Source organism: Thermus sp., from assembly GCF_056332225.1.
The window spans coordinates 1-17925 of the sequence record NZ_JBWGQW010000028.1 but is presented as its reverse complement, the minus strand read 5'-3'; the positions used below and the strand labels follow the sequence as shown (position 1 = coordinate 17925).

20 protein-coding genes and 1 pseudogene are annotated in these 17925 nt (G+C 71.1%); 20 read left to right on the top strand and 1 reads right to left on the bottom strand.

Annotation, left to right across the window (positions count from 1 at the left end; translation table 11 throughout):
• A pseudogene (locus tag AC01Y6_RS06805) lies at positions 1-264 on the bottom strand (hypothetical protein); the annotation flags it as partial.
• 149 nt (positions 265-413) lie between these two features.
• Between AC01Y6_RS06805 and AC01Y6_RS06800 the strand changes: the two are divergent.
• The 20 genes from AC01Y6_RS06800 to AC01Y6_RS06705 are packed head-to-tail and all read left to right on the top strand — an operon-like array spanning position 414 to position 17688.
• Positions 414-809 carry a TrbC/VirB2 family protein gene (locus AC01Y6_RS06800; RefSeq protein WP_476670828.1) on the top strand — a complete coding sequence of 132 codons (396 nt, stop codon included), beginning with the start codon at positions 414-416 and terminating at the stop codon, positions 807-809.
• A gap of 6 nt (positions 810-815) precedes the next feature.
• Positions 816-1133, top strand: coding sequence for a hypothetical protein (locus tag AC01Y6_RS06795; protein WP_428716250.1), 318 nt, complete (start codon positions 816-818; stop codon positions 1131-1133).
• Between the two features lie 40 nt (positions 1134-1173).
• Positions 1174-3654, top strand: a complete 2481-nt coding sequence (locus AC01Y6_RS06790) for a TraG/VirB4 family ATPase (RefSeq protein WP_476670826.1) — start codon at positions 1174-1176, stop codon at positions 3652-3654.
• Complete coding sequence (locus AC01Y6_RS06785) at positions 3651-5189, top strand: hypothetical protein (RefSeq protein WP_476670825.1); 1539 nt, start codon at positions 3651-3653, stop codon at positions 5187-5189. Before AC01Y6_RS06790 ends, AC01Y6_RS06785 begins: the two co-directional genes overlap by 4 nt.
• Positions 5186-7033, top strand: coding sequence for a hypothetical protein (locus AC01Y6_RS06780; RefSeq protein WP_476670824.1), 1848 nt, complete (start codon positions 5186-5188; stop codon positions 7031-7033). The genes AC01Y6_RS06785 and AC01Y6_RS06780 overlap by 4 nt, the downstream gene beginning before the upstream one ends.
• Positions 7030-7194 carry a hypothetical protein gene (locus AC01Y6_RS06775; RefSeq protein ID WP_428716254.1) on the top strand — a complete coding sequence of 55 codons (165 nt, stop codon included), beginning with the start codon at positions 7030-7032 and terminating at the stop codon, positions 7192-7194. Before AC01Y6_RS06780 ends, AC01Y6_RS06775 begins: the two co-directional genes overlap by 4 nt.
• Before the next feature lies 1 nt (position 7195).
• Positions 7196-9640 (top strand): type IV secretory system conjugative DNA transfer family protein, encoded by a 2445-nt coding sequence (locus tag AC01Y6_RS06770; protein ID WP_476670822.1) that lies wholly within the window; start codon positions 7196-7198, stop codon positions 9638-9640.
• Positions 9543-9908 carry a hypothetical protein gene (locus AC01Y6_RS06765; RefSeq protein ID WP_428719727.1) on the top strand — a complete coding sequence of 122 codons (366 nt, stop codon included), beginning with the start codon at positions 9543-9545 and terminating at the stop codon, positions 9906-9908. The genes AC01Y6_RS06770 and AC01Y6_RS06765 overlap by 98 nt, the downstream gene beginning before the upstream one ends.
• A gap of 3 nt (positions 9909-9911) precedes the next feature.
• Positions 9912-10124 (top strand): hypothetical protein, encoded by a 213-nt coding sequence (locus AC01Y6_RS06760; RefSeq protein ID WP_428719726.1) that lies wholly within the window; start codon positions 9912-9914, stop codon positions 10122-10124.
• A complete protein-coding gene (locus AC01Y6_RS06755; protein WP_428716257.1) occupies positions 10121-10573 on the top strand; it encodes a lytic transglycosylase domain-containing protein in 453 nt (150 codons plus the stop codon). Before AC01Y6_RS06760 ends, AC01Y6_RS06755 begins: the two co-directional genes overlap by 4 nt.
• Positions 10573-10881, top strand: a complete 309-nt coding sequence (locus AC01Y6_RS06750; RefSeq protein WP_428716258.1) for a hypothetical protein — start codon at positions 10573-10575, stop codon at positions 10879-10881. The genes AC01Y6_RS06755 and AC01Y6_RS06750 overlap by 1 nt, the downstream gene beginning before the upstream one ends.
• A 1-nt stretch (position 10882) precedes the next feature.
• Positions 10883-11815, top strand: a complete 933-nt coding sequence (locus AC01Y6_RS06745) for an ATPase, T2SS/T4P/T4SS family (protein ID WP_428722084.1) — start codon at positions 10883-10885, stop codon at positions 11813-11815.
• Between the two features lie 39 nt (positions 11816-11854).
• On the top strand, positions 11855-13255 hold the full coding sequence (locus tag AC01Y6_RS06740; protein ID WP_428716260.1) for an S-layer homology domain-containing protein: 1401 nt from the start codon (positions 11855-11857) through the stop codon (positions 13253-13255).
• Positions 13239-14345 carry a hypothetical protein gene (locus tag AC01Y6_RS06735; RefSeq protein ID WP_476670820.1) on the top strand — a complete coding sequence of 369 codons (1107 nt, stop codon included), beginning with the start codon at positions 13239-13241 and terminating at the stop codon, positions 14343-14345. Before AC01Y6_RS06740 ends, AC01Y6_RS06735 begins: the two co-directional genes overlap by 17 nt.
• A complete protein-coding gene (locus tag AC01Y6_RS06730; RefSeq protein WP_476670818.1) occupies positions 14342-14683 on the top strand; it encodes a hypothetical protein in 342 nt (113 codons plus the stop codon). The genes AC01Y6_RS06735 and AC01Y6_RS06730 overlap by 4 nt, the downstream gene beginning before the upstream one ends.
• A complete protein-coding gene (locus AC01Y6_RS06725) occupies positions 14684-15691 on the top strand; it encodes a hypothetical protein (protein ID WP_428719720.1) in 1008 nt (335 codons plus the stop codon).
• The gene (locus AC01Y6_RS06720; protein ID WP_428719719.1) at positions 15688-15981 is read left to right on the top strand and encodes a hypothetical protein; all 294 of its coding nucleotides are present in this window, start codon (positions 15688-15690) and stop codon (positions 15979-15981) included. The genes AC01Y6_RS06725 and AC01Y6_RS06720 overlap by 4 nt, the downstream gene beginning before the upstream one ends.
• A 3-nt stretch (positions 15982-15984) precedes the next feature.
• A complete protein-coding gene (locus AC01Y6_RS06715; protein ID WP_476670816.1) occupies positions 15985-16671 on the top strand; it encodes a helix-turn-helix transcriptional regulator in 687 nt (228 codons plus the stop codon).
• 13 nt (positions 16672-16684) lie between these two features.
• Entirely contained in the window at positions 16685-17173 is a 489-nt protein-coding gene (locus AC01Y6_RS06710) for a hypothetical protein (protein ID WP_476670815.1), read from the top strand.
• A complete protein-coding gene (locus AC01Y6_RS06705; RefSeq protein ID WP_476670814.1) occupies positions 17170-17688 on the top strand; it encodes a zinc metallopeptidase in 519 nt (172 codons plus the stop codon). Before AC01Y6_RS06710 ends, AC01Y6_RS06705 begins: the two co-directional genes overlap by 4 nt.
• Positions 17689-17925: the final 237 nt, after the last annotated feature.

The following is a 17925-nucleotide window of genomic DNA, read 5'->3' as shown; positions in this document are numbered from 1 at the left end:
CTCCCCGGTGAGCTCGTCGTAGCGGTTGAGGAGGCGGTTGTAGAGGTCCCGGAGAAGGGCCCGCTTCTTCACCTCCTGCTTGACCTCCTCCTCCGGGGGCTTCACCTGCTCGAACTCGATCCCCTCCTCCAGGAGGGCGGCGAGCTCGGGGTCAAAGGCCCGCACCTCCTCCAGGAGGGCGTAGAAGCCGGGCTCGTCCGGCTCGGGGATGGGCCGCTTGAGCTTTTCCTCTGCCGCCTTGCGCGCCTCGGGTCTGAGCCTCACGCCCTCATGTTGCCACAAAGGGGTGGTCGTGTGCTATAGTGGCAGTAGTGTGAGGCGAAAGGGGGTGGGAGCCTGGAGTGAGCGGGATGGCCGGTTCGCGGGTTCAAGGCAGGAGGCTCGGCTCAGGGTAGGCGGCAAGGAGGTTCAGCGTGAAGGCGGTTCTAGCCAAGGCGAAGCGGTTCCTCGGCACGGAGCACGGCAGGTTCCTGGCCCTGGCCCTGGCGGCGGGCCTCATGCTCTTCCTCGGGGTGGCGGAGGCCAATACCACTACCAATAACCCCGCCGACCAGGCCTTCGGCAACGTGGCCAACGCCATCTGCACCATCGTGAGCTACCTGAAGGGCCCCGTGGGCCTCGGGATCATCATCCTCATGTTCGCCATCGGCGGCATCTCCCTGGCCATCGGCGGGCGCAACGCCATGCCCCTCATGATCGGCGCAGGCATCGGGGGCATCATCGTCGCGGCGGCTCCCTTCTTCGCCAAGATGTTCTTCGGGGGCACCGTCAGCGCCAACTACGCCCCCGCCTGCTCCGGCCTCTTTTAGCAGGCCATGCTCAGGCTCCGGGTGTGGCGGCTCTACCAGCCCCTGACCCTCCTCGGGCTGGAGCTCTGGCAGATCTTCCTCGGCCTCGTGGCCATGGCCCTCGGGCTCCAGGTGGGCGGGAGCCTGCCGCACCCGGCCCTCGGCCTGGTCTTCGCCGGGCTTATGGGATTCCTGGCGGTGCGGTACTCCGACCGGCTCCGCCTGCGCTTTCCCGGGGCGAGCCTGTGGCAGGAGTTGGCCTGGATCACCCAGAAGGAGCGCTACAGGCCCGACCGGGACGAGGACACCACGCCCCTGATTTATGACAGCCGCTTCCAGAACTAGCCCCTTTTCCCGGGCGCGGGAGGACTCCCTCACCGCGCTCTTGCCGTACTGGGAGATCCAGGACGGCCTGGTGGTCCTGAACGACGGGCGGGTGGAGGTGGGGGTGCGGTTGGAGCTTCCCCCCACCCTCTTCGTCTCCACCGCCTACATGGAGGGCCTGGTGGGGGTGCTGAAGGCCCTCCTCCGGAGCGCGGTGCCCGAGGGGAGCCGGGCGAGGCTCGTGGTGGAGGTCTCCCCGGCCCACCCCTCCCGGGTGGAGCGCTACCGGGAGATGCCCGCCTCCCACCCCGTGGCCCGCTTCCTCCAGGAGAAGCGCTACGAGGCCTGGAAGGAGCGGTGGGCCCGGGGGGAGGTGCTGGAGCGGCGGGTCTACCTGAGCGTCCTCCTGGGGAAGCCCCGGCACAAGCGGCGCCGGGTGCCCTTCACCCCGGAGGAGTGGAAGGAGGTGGTGGGGGAGGCGGTGAAGGTGCGGGAGCGGCTGGTGCAGGCGGCCTCGAGCTACCGCATCCCCGCCTTTCCCATGGACGACCAGGAGCTCTTCGCCGCCATCTACCGCTACTTCAACCCCGCCCTGGCCCTGGCGGAGGTGCCCCGCTACCAGAGGACCTGGCAACGCTACCCCCGGGAGGCCATCCGCCGCATCCCCTCCCTGAGGCCCCCCACCTTGAGGGCCCAGGTGGCCCGGAGCGAGGTGGACAACTCCTACCGGGACGCCCTCTACCTGGGAGGCATGTGGGCCGGGATCCTCTCCCTCTACACCGTGCCCGACGAGACCTACGCCGAGATGGGGGACGTGCTCGCCCGGGCCGGGGGAAGCCGCTTCTACCTGGTGATGGACTTCCTCCACGAGCCCTTCGAGCTCGCCATCCGGGCGCTCAAGGCCCGGGCCCGGCGGTACTACTCCGCCTCCCAGTCCGGGACCTACGTGGACCCCAACGTGCGGGTGGGGCAGGTGGAGACGGAGGGGGCCATCACCCACGTCTCCCAGACGGGGGACCACATCTTCCAGGTGGGGGTGAGCCTGGTCCTCCTGGAGCGGGAGAGGCAGGCCCTGGAGGGGCGGATCGCCCAGGCGATGAGCGAGTTGAGCCGGGTGCCCGGGAACCCCTTCCGGGTCTTGCGCAACGGCCTCCTCACCCCCTGGCTTACCCTGGCCCCCTTCTCCGGGGGCATCCCCGAGGAGCGGGTCTACCTCCTGGAGACCAACGCCGCCCACTTCTTCCCCACCACCGGGGCCTGGGCGGGGAGCCCAAGGCCCGTGGCCCTCTTCCGGAACCGGCAGGGGGCCCTGGTCCAGGTGGACCCCTTTGACAAAAGGATGCGCAACTACAACGGCGTCGTGGTGGGCGGCTCGGGCTCGGGCAAGACCTTCTCCGTGCAGTACCTCCTCTCGGAGCTCCTCCGGGACGACAAGGTGAGCGTGGTGATCCTGGACCGGGGCAGGAACTACCAGGCCCTGGTGGAGGCCTTCGGCGGGGCCATGGTGGACATCCGCCCCGGGGCGGGCACCTCCATCAACCCCTTTGACCTCGAGGAGGGCGAGGTGGAGCCCACCCCCGAGAAGAAGGGGGACCTCTTGAAGCTCCTCCGGGCCATGGTGCCCCCGGGGGACGACCCCACGGCGGAGGCCGTGGAGAACGCCATCCTCGAGGCGGCCATCGCCCAGACCTACGCCCGGGCGACCACGGTGGACCTCCTCGAGGACGGCACCGAGGCGAAGCGCTACCTCGGGGCGAGGCTTTCCGACCTGGTGAAGACCCTCCTCACCCTGGACGAGATCGGGGGGCGGGGCATCTCCCCCACGGAGAAGGAGGTGGCCCGGAGCCTGGCCCTGAGGCTCCAGTCCTGGACCGGGGACTCCCCCTTAGGCACCTTCGTGGACCGCCCCACCTCCGTCCCGGTGAGCACGGCCCGGGTGGTGTGCTACGAGCTGGAGGGCCTGGACGCCTACGAGGGCCTGGACGTGGTGGGCACGGTGCTCATGGCCGACCTCATCTGGAAGCGGGCCAAGGAGGGGAAGAGGCGGGGGGAGGAGCGCAACCTCCTGGTGGTCCTGGACGAGGCGTGGAAGGTGTTCAAGAACCCCTACGCCGCGAGCCTGGTGGAGGAGCTCTACCGCAGGTTCCGGCACCTGGGCGGAGGAATCTGGAGCATCACCCAGAGCCTCCAGGACTTCAGCGGGGACAGCGCGGGCAGGATCGTGCAGAACACCACCTGGGTCTTCCTCTTCCGGGTGCAGGGCGAGGAGGCCTACGTGAAGGAGGTCTTCGGCCTCCCGGACCGGGCCATGGCGGTGTGGCAATCCCTGGGCGGCGTGAAGGGGCTCTACGGGGAGGTGATGGCATGGTGCGTGCGGGACGACCGGAAGGAGGGGGACGTGCTCCAGCTCTGGCCCACGCCCTACGACTACTGGCTCTTCACCAGCGCCCAGGAGGAGGCGGCCAAGAGGAAGGCCCTGGCGGAGCAGTACGGGGACGTCCTCCGCGCGGTGGTGGAGCTCGCCGAGGGGAGGGCGCCGTGAGGCTGGCTCTGGTCCTGGGCTTCGCCCTCCTCCCCGCCTTCGCCGTGCGGGTGGAGTGGCTTTCCCCCCGGCCCGGCCCCTACCCCGAGGGGCGGATCCTCAAGGTGGCGGCCCGGGTGGTGCCCGAGGAGGGGGAGAGGATCCTCTCCGTGCGGGCCGTGGCCCTGCCTTCGGGGAAGGGGGTCCTGGAGGCCGATCCCGGAGGGGCGGGTGGGGTGGTGGAGCGGTACTGGGACACCCAGGGCTTTGGCGGCACCACCGCGCTTCGCCTCGAGGTGGGGTACACCGGGAGGAAGACGGGCACCGCCTACGCCCTCCTCCCCGTGGCCGTCCAGGGGACGGGCCTTTCCGGGCAGAACCTCCAGGCCCAGGGCCTCATGGACGACCTGGACGGCTTCATCGCCCAGGCCTGCAGGGTCATCGGCTTCTACGAGCTGGCCTCGGTGCGGTGGCTCTGCACCGCCCACCGCACGGTGAGGAAGGCGGTGAACTACTGGAACCAGCTCGGGGACATGTGGGAGGACTTCAAGAACCAGGCCATCTACTACGGCACCGGGCTGGCCCTGGACTGGCTGGGGAAGGGCCTGGGGCTTTACCAGCTGAACCCCATCGTGGACCAGGTGGACCAGGCCCTCACGGACTTCATGGCCGACATCCGCAGGCAGAAGAACGCCATCCTGAACGCCCTGGCCCAGGCCCGGCAGAGGCAACTTGCGGAGCTAGACGCCTGGAAGCCGGGGGATGACCCCCTCTACTGGGGGCCGGAGTGGTGGACCCGCCTCGTCTCCGGGGTGGTGCCCCAGCTCGGCTTCGAGGCCACGGTGCAGAGCCTCAAGGACCTCCAGCGCACCGCCCAGCTCCTGGAGAACCAGTCCCGGGTGGCCCAAAACGTGAAGAACCAGAAGGAGAACCTGAGCCTGGAGAACACCCTGCAGGACCTGTGGGACACCCTGGGGGCCGCCTGGAACTTCATCGCCGAGGCGGTGCAGAAGGGGTGGGCCACCCTCACCGGAGGGCTTTCCGGGGCCAGCGTGGCCCAGGGCCAGCCCCTCCCCAGCGGCGCGGCGGGAGCCCCCGCGACGGACGCGGTGGCCCAGGCGAGCCAGGTGGAGGCGGCGGAGTCCTCGGGCTCGGTCATGGACCCCGGGGTCTCCGAGCGCCTCATGGCCGAGGCCCAGAGCGCCCCCTCCACCCGGGAGGTGATGCAGGTGGTGGTGGAGGGCTTCGCCGAGCTCCTCCGCCTTCAGGCCCAGGACTCCTTCCGGGCGGTGCAGGAGATGAAGAACCTCGCCGCCCAGCAGGCCCTGACCGTGGAACAGCTCACCCAGGTGAACCAGAACCTGGTGGAGCTCATCAAGAAGCAGGAGGCGAGCGCCCAGGACCAGCTTAGGGCCCTCATGGCCCAGGTGGCCTCCCAGGCGGAGAAGACCTCGGCCCGGTACGTGGTCATGGGGGAGGCCATGGCCCTTCTGGCCCGGCAATGGAAGGCCCAAAGCGGCACGCCCCAGGGGGGGAATGGGGGTGGTAGCCCGTGAGGCCCGCCCGGCGCCCCGTGGCTCCGCTGGCCCTCGCCCTCCTCCCCTTCCTCTTCCTCCTGGCCCTGGCGGATCCGCCCCCGCCTCCTCAAGGCCAGATCGACCAGGGGGTGCGGGACTTCCTCACGGGCATCCTCTCCGCCATGCTCAACCTCAACGACTGGATCGCCCTCTTCAAGGCGAGCCTCCGGGACTTCCAGGCCGGGGCCTACACCATCGGGCGGAGCCTCATCCTGGTGGGCCTCGTGTGGAGCCTCATCCGGGCGGTCTACTACGGGAGCCTGGAGGAGATCCTCGGGGCCATGGCCCGGGTGGTCCTGGCGGGGGGGTTTCTCTGGTTCGGGGAGGTCCTGGACGCGAGCTTCGGCGGGGTGGACGGGGTGTACTACGCCGTCACCAACACCTTCCGCACCGAGCTGGCCGAGGCCATGACGGAGGCCTCCAACAACCTGAAGGCCCTCGGGGCGGTGATCAACCCTCTCTTTACCCTTATCGCCATCCTCGAGGCGGGGGTAGTGCACTTCGTGGGCACGGCCCTGAACGACGCCCCCCACATGCCCGGCTGGGCTCAGCAGATCCTCTCCGGCATCGGGGCGGCGGCCCAGCTCCTGAACCCGGCGAGCCTCCTCCTCATCCCCTTCGTCATCATCGCCATGGTCCTCACCGTGGTCATCAGCACCATCTTCCTCCTCGCTTCCGCCTTCTGGCCCATCGTGGCGGGGAGCCTGGCCCTGCCCATCGGCCTCGGGCCCCAGCTCTTCGGCAGGTGGCTTTCCGCCGTGATCTGGGCCTTCATCATGGGGGCCATCGGCCCGTTCGTGGTGCGGGGAGGGCTGGAGCTCGGGGTCTCCCGGCCCGCGGCCTACATCGCCTCGGAGGCCAAGACCATCGTGGAGAACACGGTGAAGACCCTCACCGACCAGTTCCGGGAGAACCGCCGCATCTTCGCCGAGACCCTGAACAACCTCGCCCTGCAAAACGGCTGGGACCCCAGGGTGTGCGGCTTTGAGGTCTTCGTGGACACGGACGGGAAGCTCAACTACCGGAACGTTCCCCCAGAGGGCAAGGCCCTCCTTTCCCCCGTGGCGTGCGGCACCATGACCAAGGAGGCCATCAACCAGATGATGCGGCAGGTGGGGACCCTCGTCCTGGGCATCGGCAAGGGGCTCGTGGACATGTTCCAGGCCTGGGGCCAGACCCTGCTGATGACGGCGGGAGGTATGGCGGCGGCCCTCCTCATCTCGGGCTACCTCGCGAGCCTGGTGGCCACCTTCTTCGGCGGGCTCTCCCTGGCCGTGACGGCGGCGGCCATCGGCTACGCCACGGGGATGGCGGCCCAGGGCGTGGCAAGGGCTGGGGGGATGGTCATGCAGGCGGGGGAGAACCTGGAGAGCGGGGCCAGGGCCGTGGCGGGCGCGGCGGCGGGCTACCTGCGGGGCGGGCCTGCCGGGGCATTGGCCGGGGCGGCGACAGCGCACGGCTCCGGGAGAGGCGGCGGGCCCCAGGAGGTGCCCCCGAGCTACCAGAGCACCGTGGAGATCCGTTCCCCCGGTGCCGAAGTGCCCTACATGCACCGGGCGGAGTACAAGGAAGGGGTGGAGCCCATCGTGGTGCGCCCCGCCCCCGGGGTGGGCCAGGGAGCCGAGGGGTTTGGGGCCTCGGCCTCGAGGGAGGCGCCTTCCTACGAGCGGGAGATCCCCAAGGCCCCGGGGCGGTGGATCGACCGGGCCCAGTCGAGGCCCTCCGAGACGCCCTCGGGCACCACCATCCCCGCCTCTTCCTCCCCTCCCCCGAGGTGGATCGGGCGGGGCGCCTACGAGAAGAAAGGAGGTGAAGAAGGGTGAAGCGCTGGATAGACCGGGGCCCCAAGTGGGTTAGGCGGGAGCCTTTCCCCAGGGTGGAGTACCAGCCCAGCGAGGCCGCCCTCAAGGAGCTCCTCGCCCGGCCCCTGGCCCCCAAGGCCCCCGGGTACTGGATCGCCCGGGCCCGGGGCAGGAGGGGTTAGGGTGGAGGCCTCCCTCTTCGAGACCCCGCGCTGGCTCAAGGCCCTCCGGGCGGTGGGCTTCCTCTTCTTCCTCTCCAGCCTGGGCCTCGTCTTCTACCTGGGCCTCAAGGGGGGCCTCGAGGCCGCCCAGGCCCTGGCCGAAGCGGGCTGGGACCGCGCGGTGGGCAGGCCCGGGGCGAGGGGGATGGAGTTCCTCTCCGCCTGCATCCTGAACGTCTCTACCCCGTGCGGGAACGAGCTCAACCGCCTCTGGATGGCCCGGCTCAACTACGACCTGCTCCGGCTGGTCCTGGTCCTGGGCTTCGTGGGGGGGCTCGCCCCCTTCGTCTACCAACCCGCCCGGCCCAGGAAGCTTCCCGGGCAGGGGCGGTGGGCCACGGAGAAGGACCTCCGGCCCTACCTGAACCCCAAGGGGGTGGGCTGGTACGGGCAGGTGGGGCGGAAGCCCCTCCGGGTCTCGGAGGGCCAGAGGGTGGCCCACACCTTGGTGGTGGGCAAGCCGGGGCACGGGAAGACCTCGGGGTACTACCTCCCGAACCTCCTCCTGGACGCCAAGGACGGCTGGACGGCCATCGTCTACGACCTGAAGTACCCGGACCGGGAGGGGCTCATGGAGGCCATGGCCTACTACGCCCACCACGGGCGGGCCGTCTACCCCTTCACCCCGTGGGGAGAGCGCTCCTTCCGCATCAACTTCCTGGAGGGGGCGGAGGACATCACCCAGGCCAAGCTCATCGCCGAGATCTTCGTGCCGAGGAACCCCAAGGTGCCCGACTCCAAGGAGTTCTACCCGGGCCTCGAGCGCACCCTCCTCCAGGCCCTGGTCCACGCCGAGGGGGTGGAGGGGCGGTACTCCCTGGCCCACATCTACCGGGTCCTGGGGGACGGGGTGGCGGGCCTAAAGGCCTACGTGGAGGTGCGGCCCTACCTCCAGGTGGAGCTCAAGACCCTCCTGGAGATGCGCCAGGACCAGCTGGCGGGGATCCTCAACGGGGCCCGGAACCGCCTCTCCATCTGGTTGGACCCGGGCCTCGCCGCCGCCACGGAGCCCGGGCCCCTGGAGATCCCCTGGGAGAAGGTCTTCTCCGAGCCCAGCCTGGTCTACATCGGCGTGCCCCAGGAGCTCATCGGGGACAACGCCTCGGGGTACGTGCTCCTCAAGCTCCTCAAGCGCATCGTGGACCTGAAGACCCTCCAGTACGCCAACCGCAACGGGGGAAGGCTTCCCCTCCCGGTGAGCGTTTACTGGGACGAGTTCCCCAACTTCGGCTTCTTGCCCGGCATCAAGGAGAACCTGGGCACCATGCGCTCCCGGAGGGTGGCCTACCACATCGCGGTGCAGAACACGGACCAGGGGCGGGCGGTCTACGGGGACGAGGAGTGGGAGGCCATCGAGGGGACCTTCGCCCAGCGGGTCTACTTCCTCTCCGGGCTTTCGGACAACGACGCCCAAAGGCTCTCCCAGGTCCTCGGAGAGACCTCGGTGATGCAGGAGGTGCGGGGGGTGAGCCGGAGGGGCCTCCTCCCCCTGCCCACGAGCCGCACCGTGGGGGAGCGGGAGGTGGCGCGGCCCCTCCTCTCCCCGGAGGAGATGCGGGTGGCGGCCAAGGGGGAGGCGGTGGTCCTCCTGGAGGGCATGCCCCCGGCCCGCATTCCCCTCTTCGGCATGTGGCGCAGGGACCACCTCCTGCACCGCCTGTGGGAGAAGGCCAGGGGAGCGGCGCCGGGGGAGAGGGGCTTCCCCCTGCCCAGGGGGCGGGGCCAGGTGGCCCTGCCCGCCTCGGCCACCCCGGAGGTGGAGGCCCCCTGGAAGGAGGACCCCTCGAGGCCCGAAAGCCTCCTCGCCTACCTGGAGGCCCTCACCCGGACGGTGCCCCGCTTCAAGCGGCACTACCAGGGCTCGGAGACCCTCCGCCTGGACCTCTACCTTCCCGAGGACTTCCCCACCCCCGAGCCCGCCTGGGCCAAGCTGGGGTGGTGCGAGGTGGAGGGGGAGCCCTTGCGCCTCTCCCTCACCCGCAAGGGCCTCGAGGCCATCCGCGAGGCGGACCGGGCCGGGTACTGGGCGCTGGTGCGCTGGTGCCGGGTGGTGGAGTGGTGGAAGAAGGCCCACCGGGAGGAGCCGGTGCCCGAGGTCCTCGCCCTCCCCAAGGAGGAGGCGGAGCAGGTTCTCAAGGTAGCTTCGCTGACCAAGGAAAGGCTTTGCGGCGAAGCGGTGGAGGTGAGGGATGCGGAGGTTCTGGTGCGTCCTGGCCTTGGCCTCGCTGGCCTCCTCTGCCCTAGGCCAGGGGACCTACACCCCGGAGGAGGCGGCGGAGGTGTTGCGGCGGGCCACGGGGGAGGTCCTGGTGCAGGTGGCCATCCTGGACCGGAAGCCCCTGGCGGAGGCCCTGAGGGAGCGGATGGTGAAGGGAGGGGTGAAGGTGTACCTGCTCACCACGGATAGCGGCCTCACCCACCCGAAGAGCTACGGGCCGGGCCTGGCCCTGGCGGGAGCGGTGGTGCGCTTCGCCCCATACCTCGCGGGGGAGTTTTTGGTGGTGGACCGGAAGGTGGGCCTCCTGGTGCGGCGGGGGTACGTGGACCTCACCCTGGAAGAGGCCAGGCCCGAGCCCTTGGTGGAGCGCTTCTACCGGGCCTTCCTCCAGGCGGTGCCCTTTTCCGTGGAGGACTGGGCGCACCGCCTCTACCTGCAGGAGTACGGAAGGAGGTGAGCTATGGACTTGGAGCGTTGGGGAGGCGTCTTGGGCAAAGGGGTGGCGGTCCTTGGGCTTTTCCTCTTCCTGCTTTCCCTCTTCCGGCTGGACGGGACCGGGGTGGGGGCGGGGCTTATGGTCTTCCTCTACGGGGTGGGCCTCCTGCTCCTCTCCGGGGTCTACGGGGAGCTCAGGGCGGTGCGGGCCCTCCTGGAGGAGGTGAAGCGGGGGTGAGGGCCCTGGCCTTCCTGGCCCTTGTCCTCTCCCCGGCCCTGGCCTGCGGCTACATCCCCCAGGACCTCTGGGGACGGACCTGGCGCTACGCCCAGGCCTGGGGGCTTGACCCCTACCTGGTGGCGGCGGTGGTGTGGGTGGAGAGCCGCTACTGCCCCCAGGCGGTGGGGCGGGCGGGAGAGGTGGGCCTGGGCCAGTTCATGCCCGGGACCTGGCGGCGCACCACCGGGGCCCCTCCCGAGTGGCGGGGCCACCCCGACTGGGCGCTTTGGGCCACGGCCAAGCACCTCCGGGAGCTCTACTACGCCACGGGGGGAGACTGGTACAAGGCCCTGGCCGCCTACAACGCCGGGCTTGGGGCGGTGCGGGTGGGGGCGATTCCCGCCTCCACGCATAGGTACGTGAAGCGGGTCCTCTCCCTGTACCGGGCCTGGAGGGGGAGGGGGTGATGGGGGAGATGCCCGCCCTGGAGGCCCTCGAGGCCCTGGGCCGGGCCTTCTCCGGAGGGGAGGCTTGGGCCTACCTGGGGCTTGGCCTCCTCTCGGGGTACGCCCTGGGCCGGGTGGTGCGGGCCGTGGTGCCCTGGCTCGCCCTCCTCTACCTGGGGGCGGCCCTCCTCGGGCGGGCGGACGTGGAGGTCCTCGTCCGCCACCTCGGCGCGGCCTCCAGGGAGCTTTGGGCCTTCCTCTCCGGCCTGCCCGCAGGGCTTTCCCTGGGCGGGGCGGTGGGGTTTCTCTCGGCGCTTTCGGACCGGTAGTATGGCGCGGATTCGCGAAGGCTTTGAGCGCGAGTTCCAGGCCCTCATGGAGCGGCTTCCCCCCTGGGTGCGGAAGGAGGTGGAGCCCCACGGGGCGAGCCTGGAGGAGATCGCCATGGACCTCGGGGCCCCGCTGGCCTACACCGTGGACGGGGAGGCCCGCTACAGCGAGCGGGAGATCACCAAGGACGACCTGAGCTTCGTCCTTCACCGGGTAGGGGGGTTCAAGGAGAACAACCGGGCGGGCCTCGAGGGGACCCTGCACCGCATTTCCCGCATCCAGTCGGCCCTGGGGGAGATGGCGGGCATCACCATCCGGGTGGGGAAGTTCGTGGAGGGCGTGGCGGAGCCCCTCCGGGACTTCCTTTTGGAAAGCGGGGGAAGCCTCCTCGTGGTGGGGCCGCCCCGCACCGGGAAGACCACCCTCCTCCGGGACATCGTGCGGATCCTGGCGGAGCGGTGGGGGCCCAGGGTGGTGGTGGTGGACACGTCCAACGAGATCGGGGGGGACGGGCTCATCACCCACCCCGGCATCCGCCCCGCCCGGAGGATGCAGGTGCCAGACCCCCCTTCCAAGAACCAGGGGCGGGTCATCTACCAGGCCATCGCCAACCACTCCCCCGAGGTGGTGGTGGTGGACGAGATCGGGTACAACGAGGACGTCTACGAGTGCCTCACCGCCTCCCGCAGGGGGGTGCGGGTGGTGGCCACGGCCCACGGGGAAAGGCTCTTGGACGTCCTGGAGAACCCGGCCCTGCACCCCGTGCTCGGGGAGCCGGACCTGGCCACGGGCAAACGCCGCACCCGGCCCTCCTTCCAGGCGGCCCTCCAGGTGGTGGGCAAGGGGCGGTTCCTCCTCTACCCCGACCTGGCCTCGGCCCTGGACGACCTCCTCCAGGGCCGGGAGCCGGAGGCCCTGCCCCTGGGTATGTAATGTGTTGCCATAAATCGCTACAAGTGGTAGCATACGGGCATGAGGCGCGAAGCGCTCTTAGGGCTTCTTCTGGCGGCTTCGGCGGCCCAGGCCCAGACCCGGGACATTCCCCCAGGGCATTGGGCCGAGGGGGCGGTGCGGGCCCTCATCGAGCGGGGGATCCTGGTGGGCTACCCCGACGGGACCTTCAAGGGGGAAAGGCCCCTCTCCCGCTACCAGATGGCGGTGGCCCTCTACCGGGCCTACCTCACCTGGACGGAGGAGGTCCTGGCCCGGGTGCGGAAGACCCTGGAGGAGCAGGGGGTAGCCCCGGAGCGGGTGGCGGAGCTCTACGGGCGGGTGGCTGACCTCCTGGAGGTGGTTCCCGGGGTGCAGAAGGCCCTGGAGGAGCACGGGGTGCGCCTGGAGGCCCTGGAGAAGGACCTGGAGGAGGTACGCCAGGCCCTCCTCGCCGCCATGGAGGCCCAGGGGGCCCTCAAGGACCTGGAGGGCCTGAAGGGGGCCCTGGCCCGCCTGGAGGGCCGCCTCGGGGAGGAGGAGAACCGCCTGGCCCAGATGGAGGCCCGGGTGAAGGCCCTGGAGGCGGCCCTTTCCGAGCTCTCCCGGAAGGTGGAGGAGAACGAGGCGGCCCGGGTCAAGGACGCCCAGGCCACGGGGAAGCGGGTCTACGCCCTGGAAGAGAAGGCCAAGGCCCTGGAGGCGGGGCTGGCCTCGAGGGCGAGGGCCCAGGTGTACGCCGGGGTGGGGGAGGGGGGCCCCTTCGGGGGCCTCGCCCTGGAGTGGCGGGAGGCCCGGGTGGACCTGGGCACGGACCGGGTGGAAGCCTCCCTGGAGGCGGGCCCGGTGCGGGTGGCCTACCGGAGCTTCGGGGGCCGGGAGGAGGCCCTGGCCCGCTACGCCCTCTTCCAGGGCATCCGCCTGGTGGGGGAGCTCGGGGCTGGGGACGGCAGGTACTACTTCGGGGCGGCCTACGTGGAGCACGAGCCCGAGGGCGGCCTCCTCCCCGGGGTTCACGCGCGGATCGGGGCGGGGGCGGGCCTGGTGGCGGGGGAGCCCGGGCGGTACTTCCTGGAGGTCCAGGGGGGCGCCCGCCTGGGCCCCGTGGACCTCGCCCTGGGCTACGGGCGGTACTGGGGCCTGGGGGCGGGGGACACCCCCTTCTCCGCCCTCTCTGCCACCCTGGCCTACCCGGGGGAAGGCCTCGCCGGGCGGGTGCGCCTGGCCTACGCCGTGCCCCAGGAGGACATCGGCCTGGACCGGGGCCTTCTGGTGGAGGCGGGGGCCGAGCTCCCCCTTTCCCCCTTCCGGGTGAGCCTCCAGGCGGGGTACCGGGAGGGGCTTCTCGGGGAGGGCGTGGCCTCCCACGTGGACCGCTACCGCTTCACCACGGCCACGGGCTTCTACGGGCGGGTGCGGGTGAGCTATGAGGTTCGCTTCTAGGCTCGTCCCCCTCTTCCTCCTCCTCTCCGCCTGCACCGACCTACAGCGGGAGTTCCAGGGCCCGGCCCGGCTGGAGCTCGCCGGGGTCAAGGAGGGAGCCTGCGCCACGGTGGAGGCGGCGGGAAGGAGCGCCACCCGGTGCGGGGACTACACCTTCCGCTTCACGGGGCTTTCGGGCAAGCTCCCGGTGCGGGCGGTGGCGGTGTGGCAGGGGGTGGAGGTGCAGGGCTACCAGGGGGAAGTGGAGCTCTTCCCCGGAAGCACGGCCCGGGTGGAGGTGGAGCGGAAGACCCTTTCCTTGCGGGCCGAGGCCCCTTGGGCGGGAAGCGCCGCCACCTACGAGGCCTGGGTGGACGGGGCCTTCGCCTTCGGCGTGGCGGTCTACCCCGACCCGCCCCCCTCGGGCCTGGAGGGCATGGTCCTGGTCCACCGGGGCGGGCCGGAGCTCCGGGTGCCCACCGCCCCCAGGGCGGTGGTGCGGGTGCGGGACGGGGCCGGGGAGTCCCGGGTGGAGGTGGCCCCGCCCGCGGAAGGGCTCTTGGTGCGGGTGCCCGAGCCTCGCTACGCCCCCATCCGCCTTACCCCGGAGGGGGTGGCCTCGAGGGTGGCCTGCGTGGCCGCCCTCCTGGGGGGCGTGGAGGCGGCCCGCTCCTGCACCCCGCCCTTCGGCCTCGCCGTGGTCCCCCCGGACGGGGAGTACCGGGAGGTGGTCCTCGTGGCCTACGCGGACGGCTTCCCCTTCCAGGAGGGGCGGGTCCTGGCCCGCTCAGGGGAGAGCCGGACGGTGGCCCTGGCGAGGAAGCGGGTGCGGGTGGAGCTCACCGCCCCCGGGTTCACCGCCGACACCCAGGCGGTGGGCGAGGCCTGGCTCCGGCCCGAGGACCAGGAGGGGGTTCCCCTCTACGGGGACGCCCCGCCCGACGGGTACGAGGGCTACCGCCTGGCGGACCGGGCCCTGGTGGTGAACGGGGTGGCCGCCCTCTCCGTTCCCACGGGGCGGATGGTCCTCTTCCGCATGGTGGGCGCCGCCCGCACGGCGGAGGGGGTGGTGGACCTGGTGGACGCCGACCGGAGGGTGGTCCTGCCGTGAGAGAAGGGCTTTCCCTGCTGGGGTTCACCTCCCTCGCCCTCCTCGGGGGGTGGTTCCTGCAAGGCCTGGTGGGCCAGGGCGCCTTGCCCTTCCTCCTCGTCCTCTCCCCCCTTCTCCGGGGGCTCTTCCGGGGGCGGGTGGGGGTCTACTACGGCGGGGCGGTCCTGGGTCTGGCCGGGGCCATGGTGTGGCGGCTTGGGGGACCCTATGCCGCCCTGGCCTATCAGGCCCTGGCCCTGGCGGCGGACGGCTTCTTCCGGCGGGAGGAGGAAGGGTACGGCTTCATGGCCGCCTTCTTCCCCGCCCTGCTGGGGTTCTACCTGGCCCTGGGGGTGTAGATGGAAGCGGTGTGGCAGGAACTGGAGGCGAGGCTTAGCTCCTTGGAGCCCGACGTGGCCAAGGAGGTGGTGGCGCGGGCCCGGGAGGTCTCCCCCAGCCGGAGGGCGAAGGAGGCCTTTCGTGCCCAAAGCGGGCGGGCGGCCACCCCCCTGGAGGACCCCCTCCTCAAGGTGGCCACCGTCCTGGTGGAGGAGAAGCTGGTGGGAAGCTACGAGGAGGCCTTCGGCCTCCTGGTGGAGCCTTCCCCCGCGCAGGCGGAGCCCGCTTCCGCCCAGGAGGACCCCCTTCCCGCCCCGGTGGAGGCCGGGGAAAAGGCCCCGCCCCGAGCCCCCGCCCAGACGGGGCAGTCCCAGAGCGAGGCGGCCCAGGACGCGAAGTGGCGGCGGGCCTACCAGGAGGTCTTCGGCCAGGACCCCTCGGAGGACCCCCTCCTCTACCATGTGAGGCTGGCCCAGGCCACGCTCCTCTACCGCCCGGAGCAGGGGAGGCGGAAGGCCTTCCAGGAGGTCCTGGAGGCGGAGCGGCGCCTGCAGGAATCCCGGAGCCGGACCCGGGAACTTTTGGGCTCGGAGCCGCAGGTGGACGTGGGGGCCGCCTTCGTCCAGCTCGGGAAGCTCTCCGCCCAGCTGGAAGAGATGGCCCGGCGGGTGGAGCGCCTGGAGGAGGCGGTGCAGAAGGAGGCCTCGAGGTTCGGCGGGGTGAACGCCGCCCTTAGGCTCCACCACCAGGAGATCCGGGCCCTGAAGGGCCTGGTGGAGGGCCTAAAGGCGGGGGACGGCGTGGACTGGAAGCGGGTGGAAATGGCGGTGCGAACGGCCAAAGCGGAGACCATCCGGGAGGTGGAGGAGCGCATCCAGGGGGCCACGGACCTCTGGCGGGGCGAGGTGGAGCCGAGGCTCAAGGCCCTGGAGGAGTGGGCCAAGCGCATCACCGAGGCCTTCCGGCGCACCCTCGAGGCCAGGGAGCGGCGGAAGGGACTCTTCGGGCTCTTCGGGGGTGAACGATGAGCGGGGACGGGAACGTGGCGTTCAAGGCGGGAAACGTGGTGTTCACCGTTCCCCGGAGCATGTTCCGGGGGGACGTGAACGGCGTGGTCCAGGTGGGGGAACACCAGGTGCCCGCCAAGGTGATCTACGCCGCCTGGGCCGTGGGCGTGGACCAGGGGGTGAAGGCGGGCGTGGCCCTGGGGGCGGGCCTGAGCCTGGTCCTGGTGGTGGGGGCCCTCCTCGTGGCGCGGGCGGTGAGGGCCTACCGGGAGCGCCGCAGGTGGACGCCCCTGGACCGGGTCCTGAGGTGAGCCGTGCTCGGGGTCTACGCCCAGGCCGCCATCGCCGCGAGCGCCATGCCCGTGGTGGGCTTCATCACGGGCAAGGTGGTGGGGGAGGCCATGGGGAAGCTCCCGGTCCTGGCGGGGGTGGGCGTGGTGGTCTACGCCGTCGCCCTGGCCGCGAGCTACGCCCACCTCCGGCACTACTACGCCCGCTTTGACGCGGAAGGGGTCAGGGCCTCCCCCTTCATCGCCTTCGCCGTGGAAGTGGCCACCTTCTACCTCTCTTTTTCCTCCGTGGTCCTGGGAAGCGCCTGGGCCCTCTGGGGGAGCCTGGTGGGAGCGGGGGTGGTCTTCTGGGGGAACCTGACCTCCATGAGCCTGGGCCTGGTGGAGCGGAAACGGGGCGTGTACGCCCGGGTGAACCGGGAGGAGGCCCCTGGGGAGGCGGGGAACGCCCGGGCGCCCGTAGGGGAAGCTCGGGAGGTGAACGCCGTGGGGCCCCGGAGGGAAGGGGAGGAAACCCTCCCCGCTCCCCTAGAGGAGGAGGAGCTCTCCCTCCTGGAGGCCCTCGAGGTCCCCAAGGGCCCAAGCGCCCTGGCCCGGGAGCTCGGGTGGCCCAAGTCCACGGTGGCCAAGCGGCTGAAGCGCCTGGTGAGCCAGGGGCTGGTGGAAGCGAGGGATGGCGTCTACCGCAGGGCGGAGAGGGCTTCGGCCTGAGCTCCTGGGAGCCTTGGCGGGGCTCTTGGAAGGCCCCTGGGGCGCCCCCTTCACGGGGGGCCTCTTCGCCGGGCGTGTGGGCTGGAGGGAGGCCTTCTTCGCCGGGCTCGGCTGGCTCACGGCGGGGATGGCGGGCGGGGGGCCGCTCCTCGCCCTCTGGGTAGGGCAGGGCGTCTTAGCCCTCTGGGCTCGGGGCGGGGGATGGCGCCTTGGAGCGGGCCTCGCCCTCTTCCTGGGAGGCTTCCTCTTCCCGGGGTTCGTGAGCGCTCCCCTCGGGGTGGTCCTGGCCGGAGTCCTTTCCGGGGGGTGGCGGTACGCCGCCTTAGCCCTCGCCGGGGCGGGCGTGTACGGGTGGACGGGGCTCCTCCTCCCCTTGGGGACCTGGGCGGCGGAAAGGGTGGGTCTGGAGAGGGGTGGGCGGTTCCAGGGCATGGACGTTCCCGCCCTGGTGTACGGGGGGGTCCTCCTCCTCCGGAACATGCTCCTGGGGGTGCGGGGGTGAACGGGGTGCTCACCGCCCTCACCGGGATGGCCCTGGTGGTGAGCTACGCCGTCTACCTGGCGTTCACCTTCCGCCGCTACCGGGGCGTGCCCGTTCCCCTCGAGGCGGGCCCCTTCGCGGAGGAGGTCCTGCGGAGGTTGTTCACGGGGTTCCGGGTGCGGGTGGGCTGGAGAAACGGCGTGCGCTATCCCGAGCGGAGCGTCTACCTCACCCGGGCGGTGTACGCGGGGCGGAGCGTCTACCACCTGGCGGTGGCCGTTCACGAGGTGGGGCACGCCCTCCAATGGCGTGAACGCCCCCACATGGTGCGGGCCGTCCAGGGGGCCCTGACCCTGGCCCTCGGGCTTCTCCTCCTCGGGTTTCTCGCCGCCCCAAGCCCCGTGGGGGCGGCCTTCCTCACCGGGGGGTACGGCCTCTTTCTCATGAGCCTTCCCCTGGAGGTGGACGCCAACCGGCGGGGCCTTCAGGCCGTGCCCCCGGAGTGGAGGGAGGAGGTTCAAACAGCTGAAAAATAGCTCACAACTCCGCACACTTCCTCTTTCCCGTCCCTGATTCGTCCAAGAGCGCGACACCCCAAGAAGGGCGGCGAAAGAGACAAGAGGGGGTAAAATGAGGCCAAGAATGCCCAAGGGCGAAGCCCCAAAGCTCTTTCTAGGTATCCACGCCCGCCTGGTCTTCCCCGACCCCGAAGACGAGAAGGCGGTCCTGGACCTGATGCGCCGCTTCTCCAGCGCGGTGAGGTTCGCCTACAA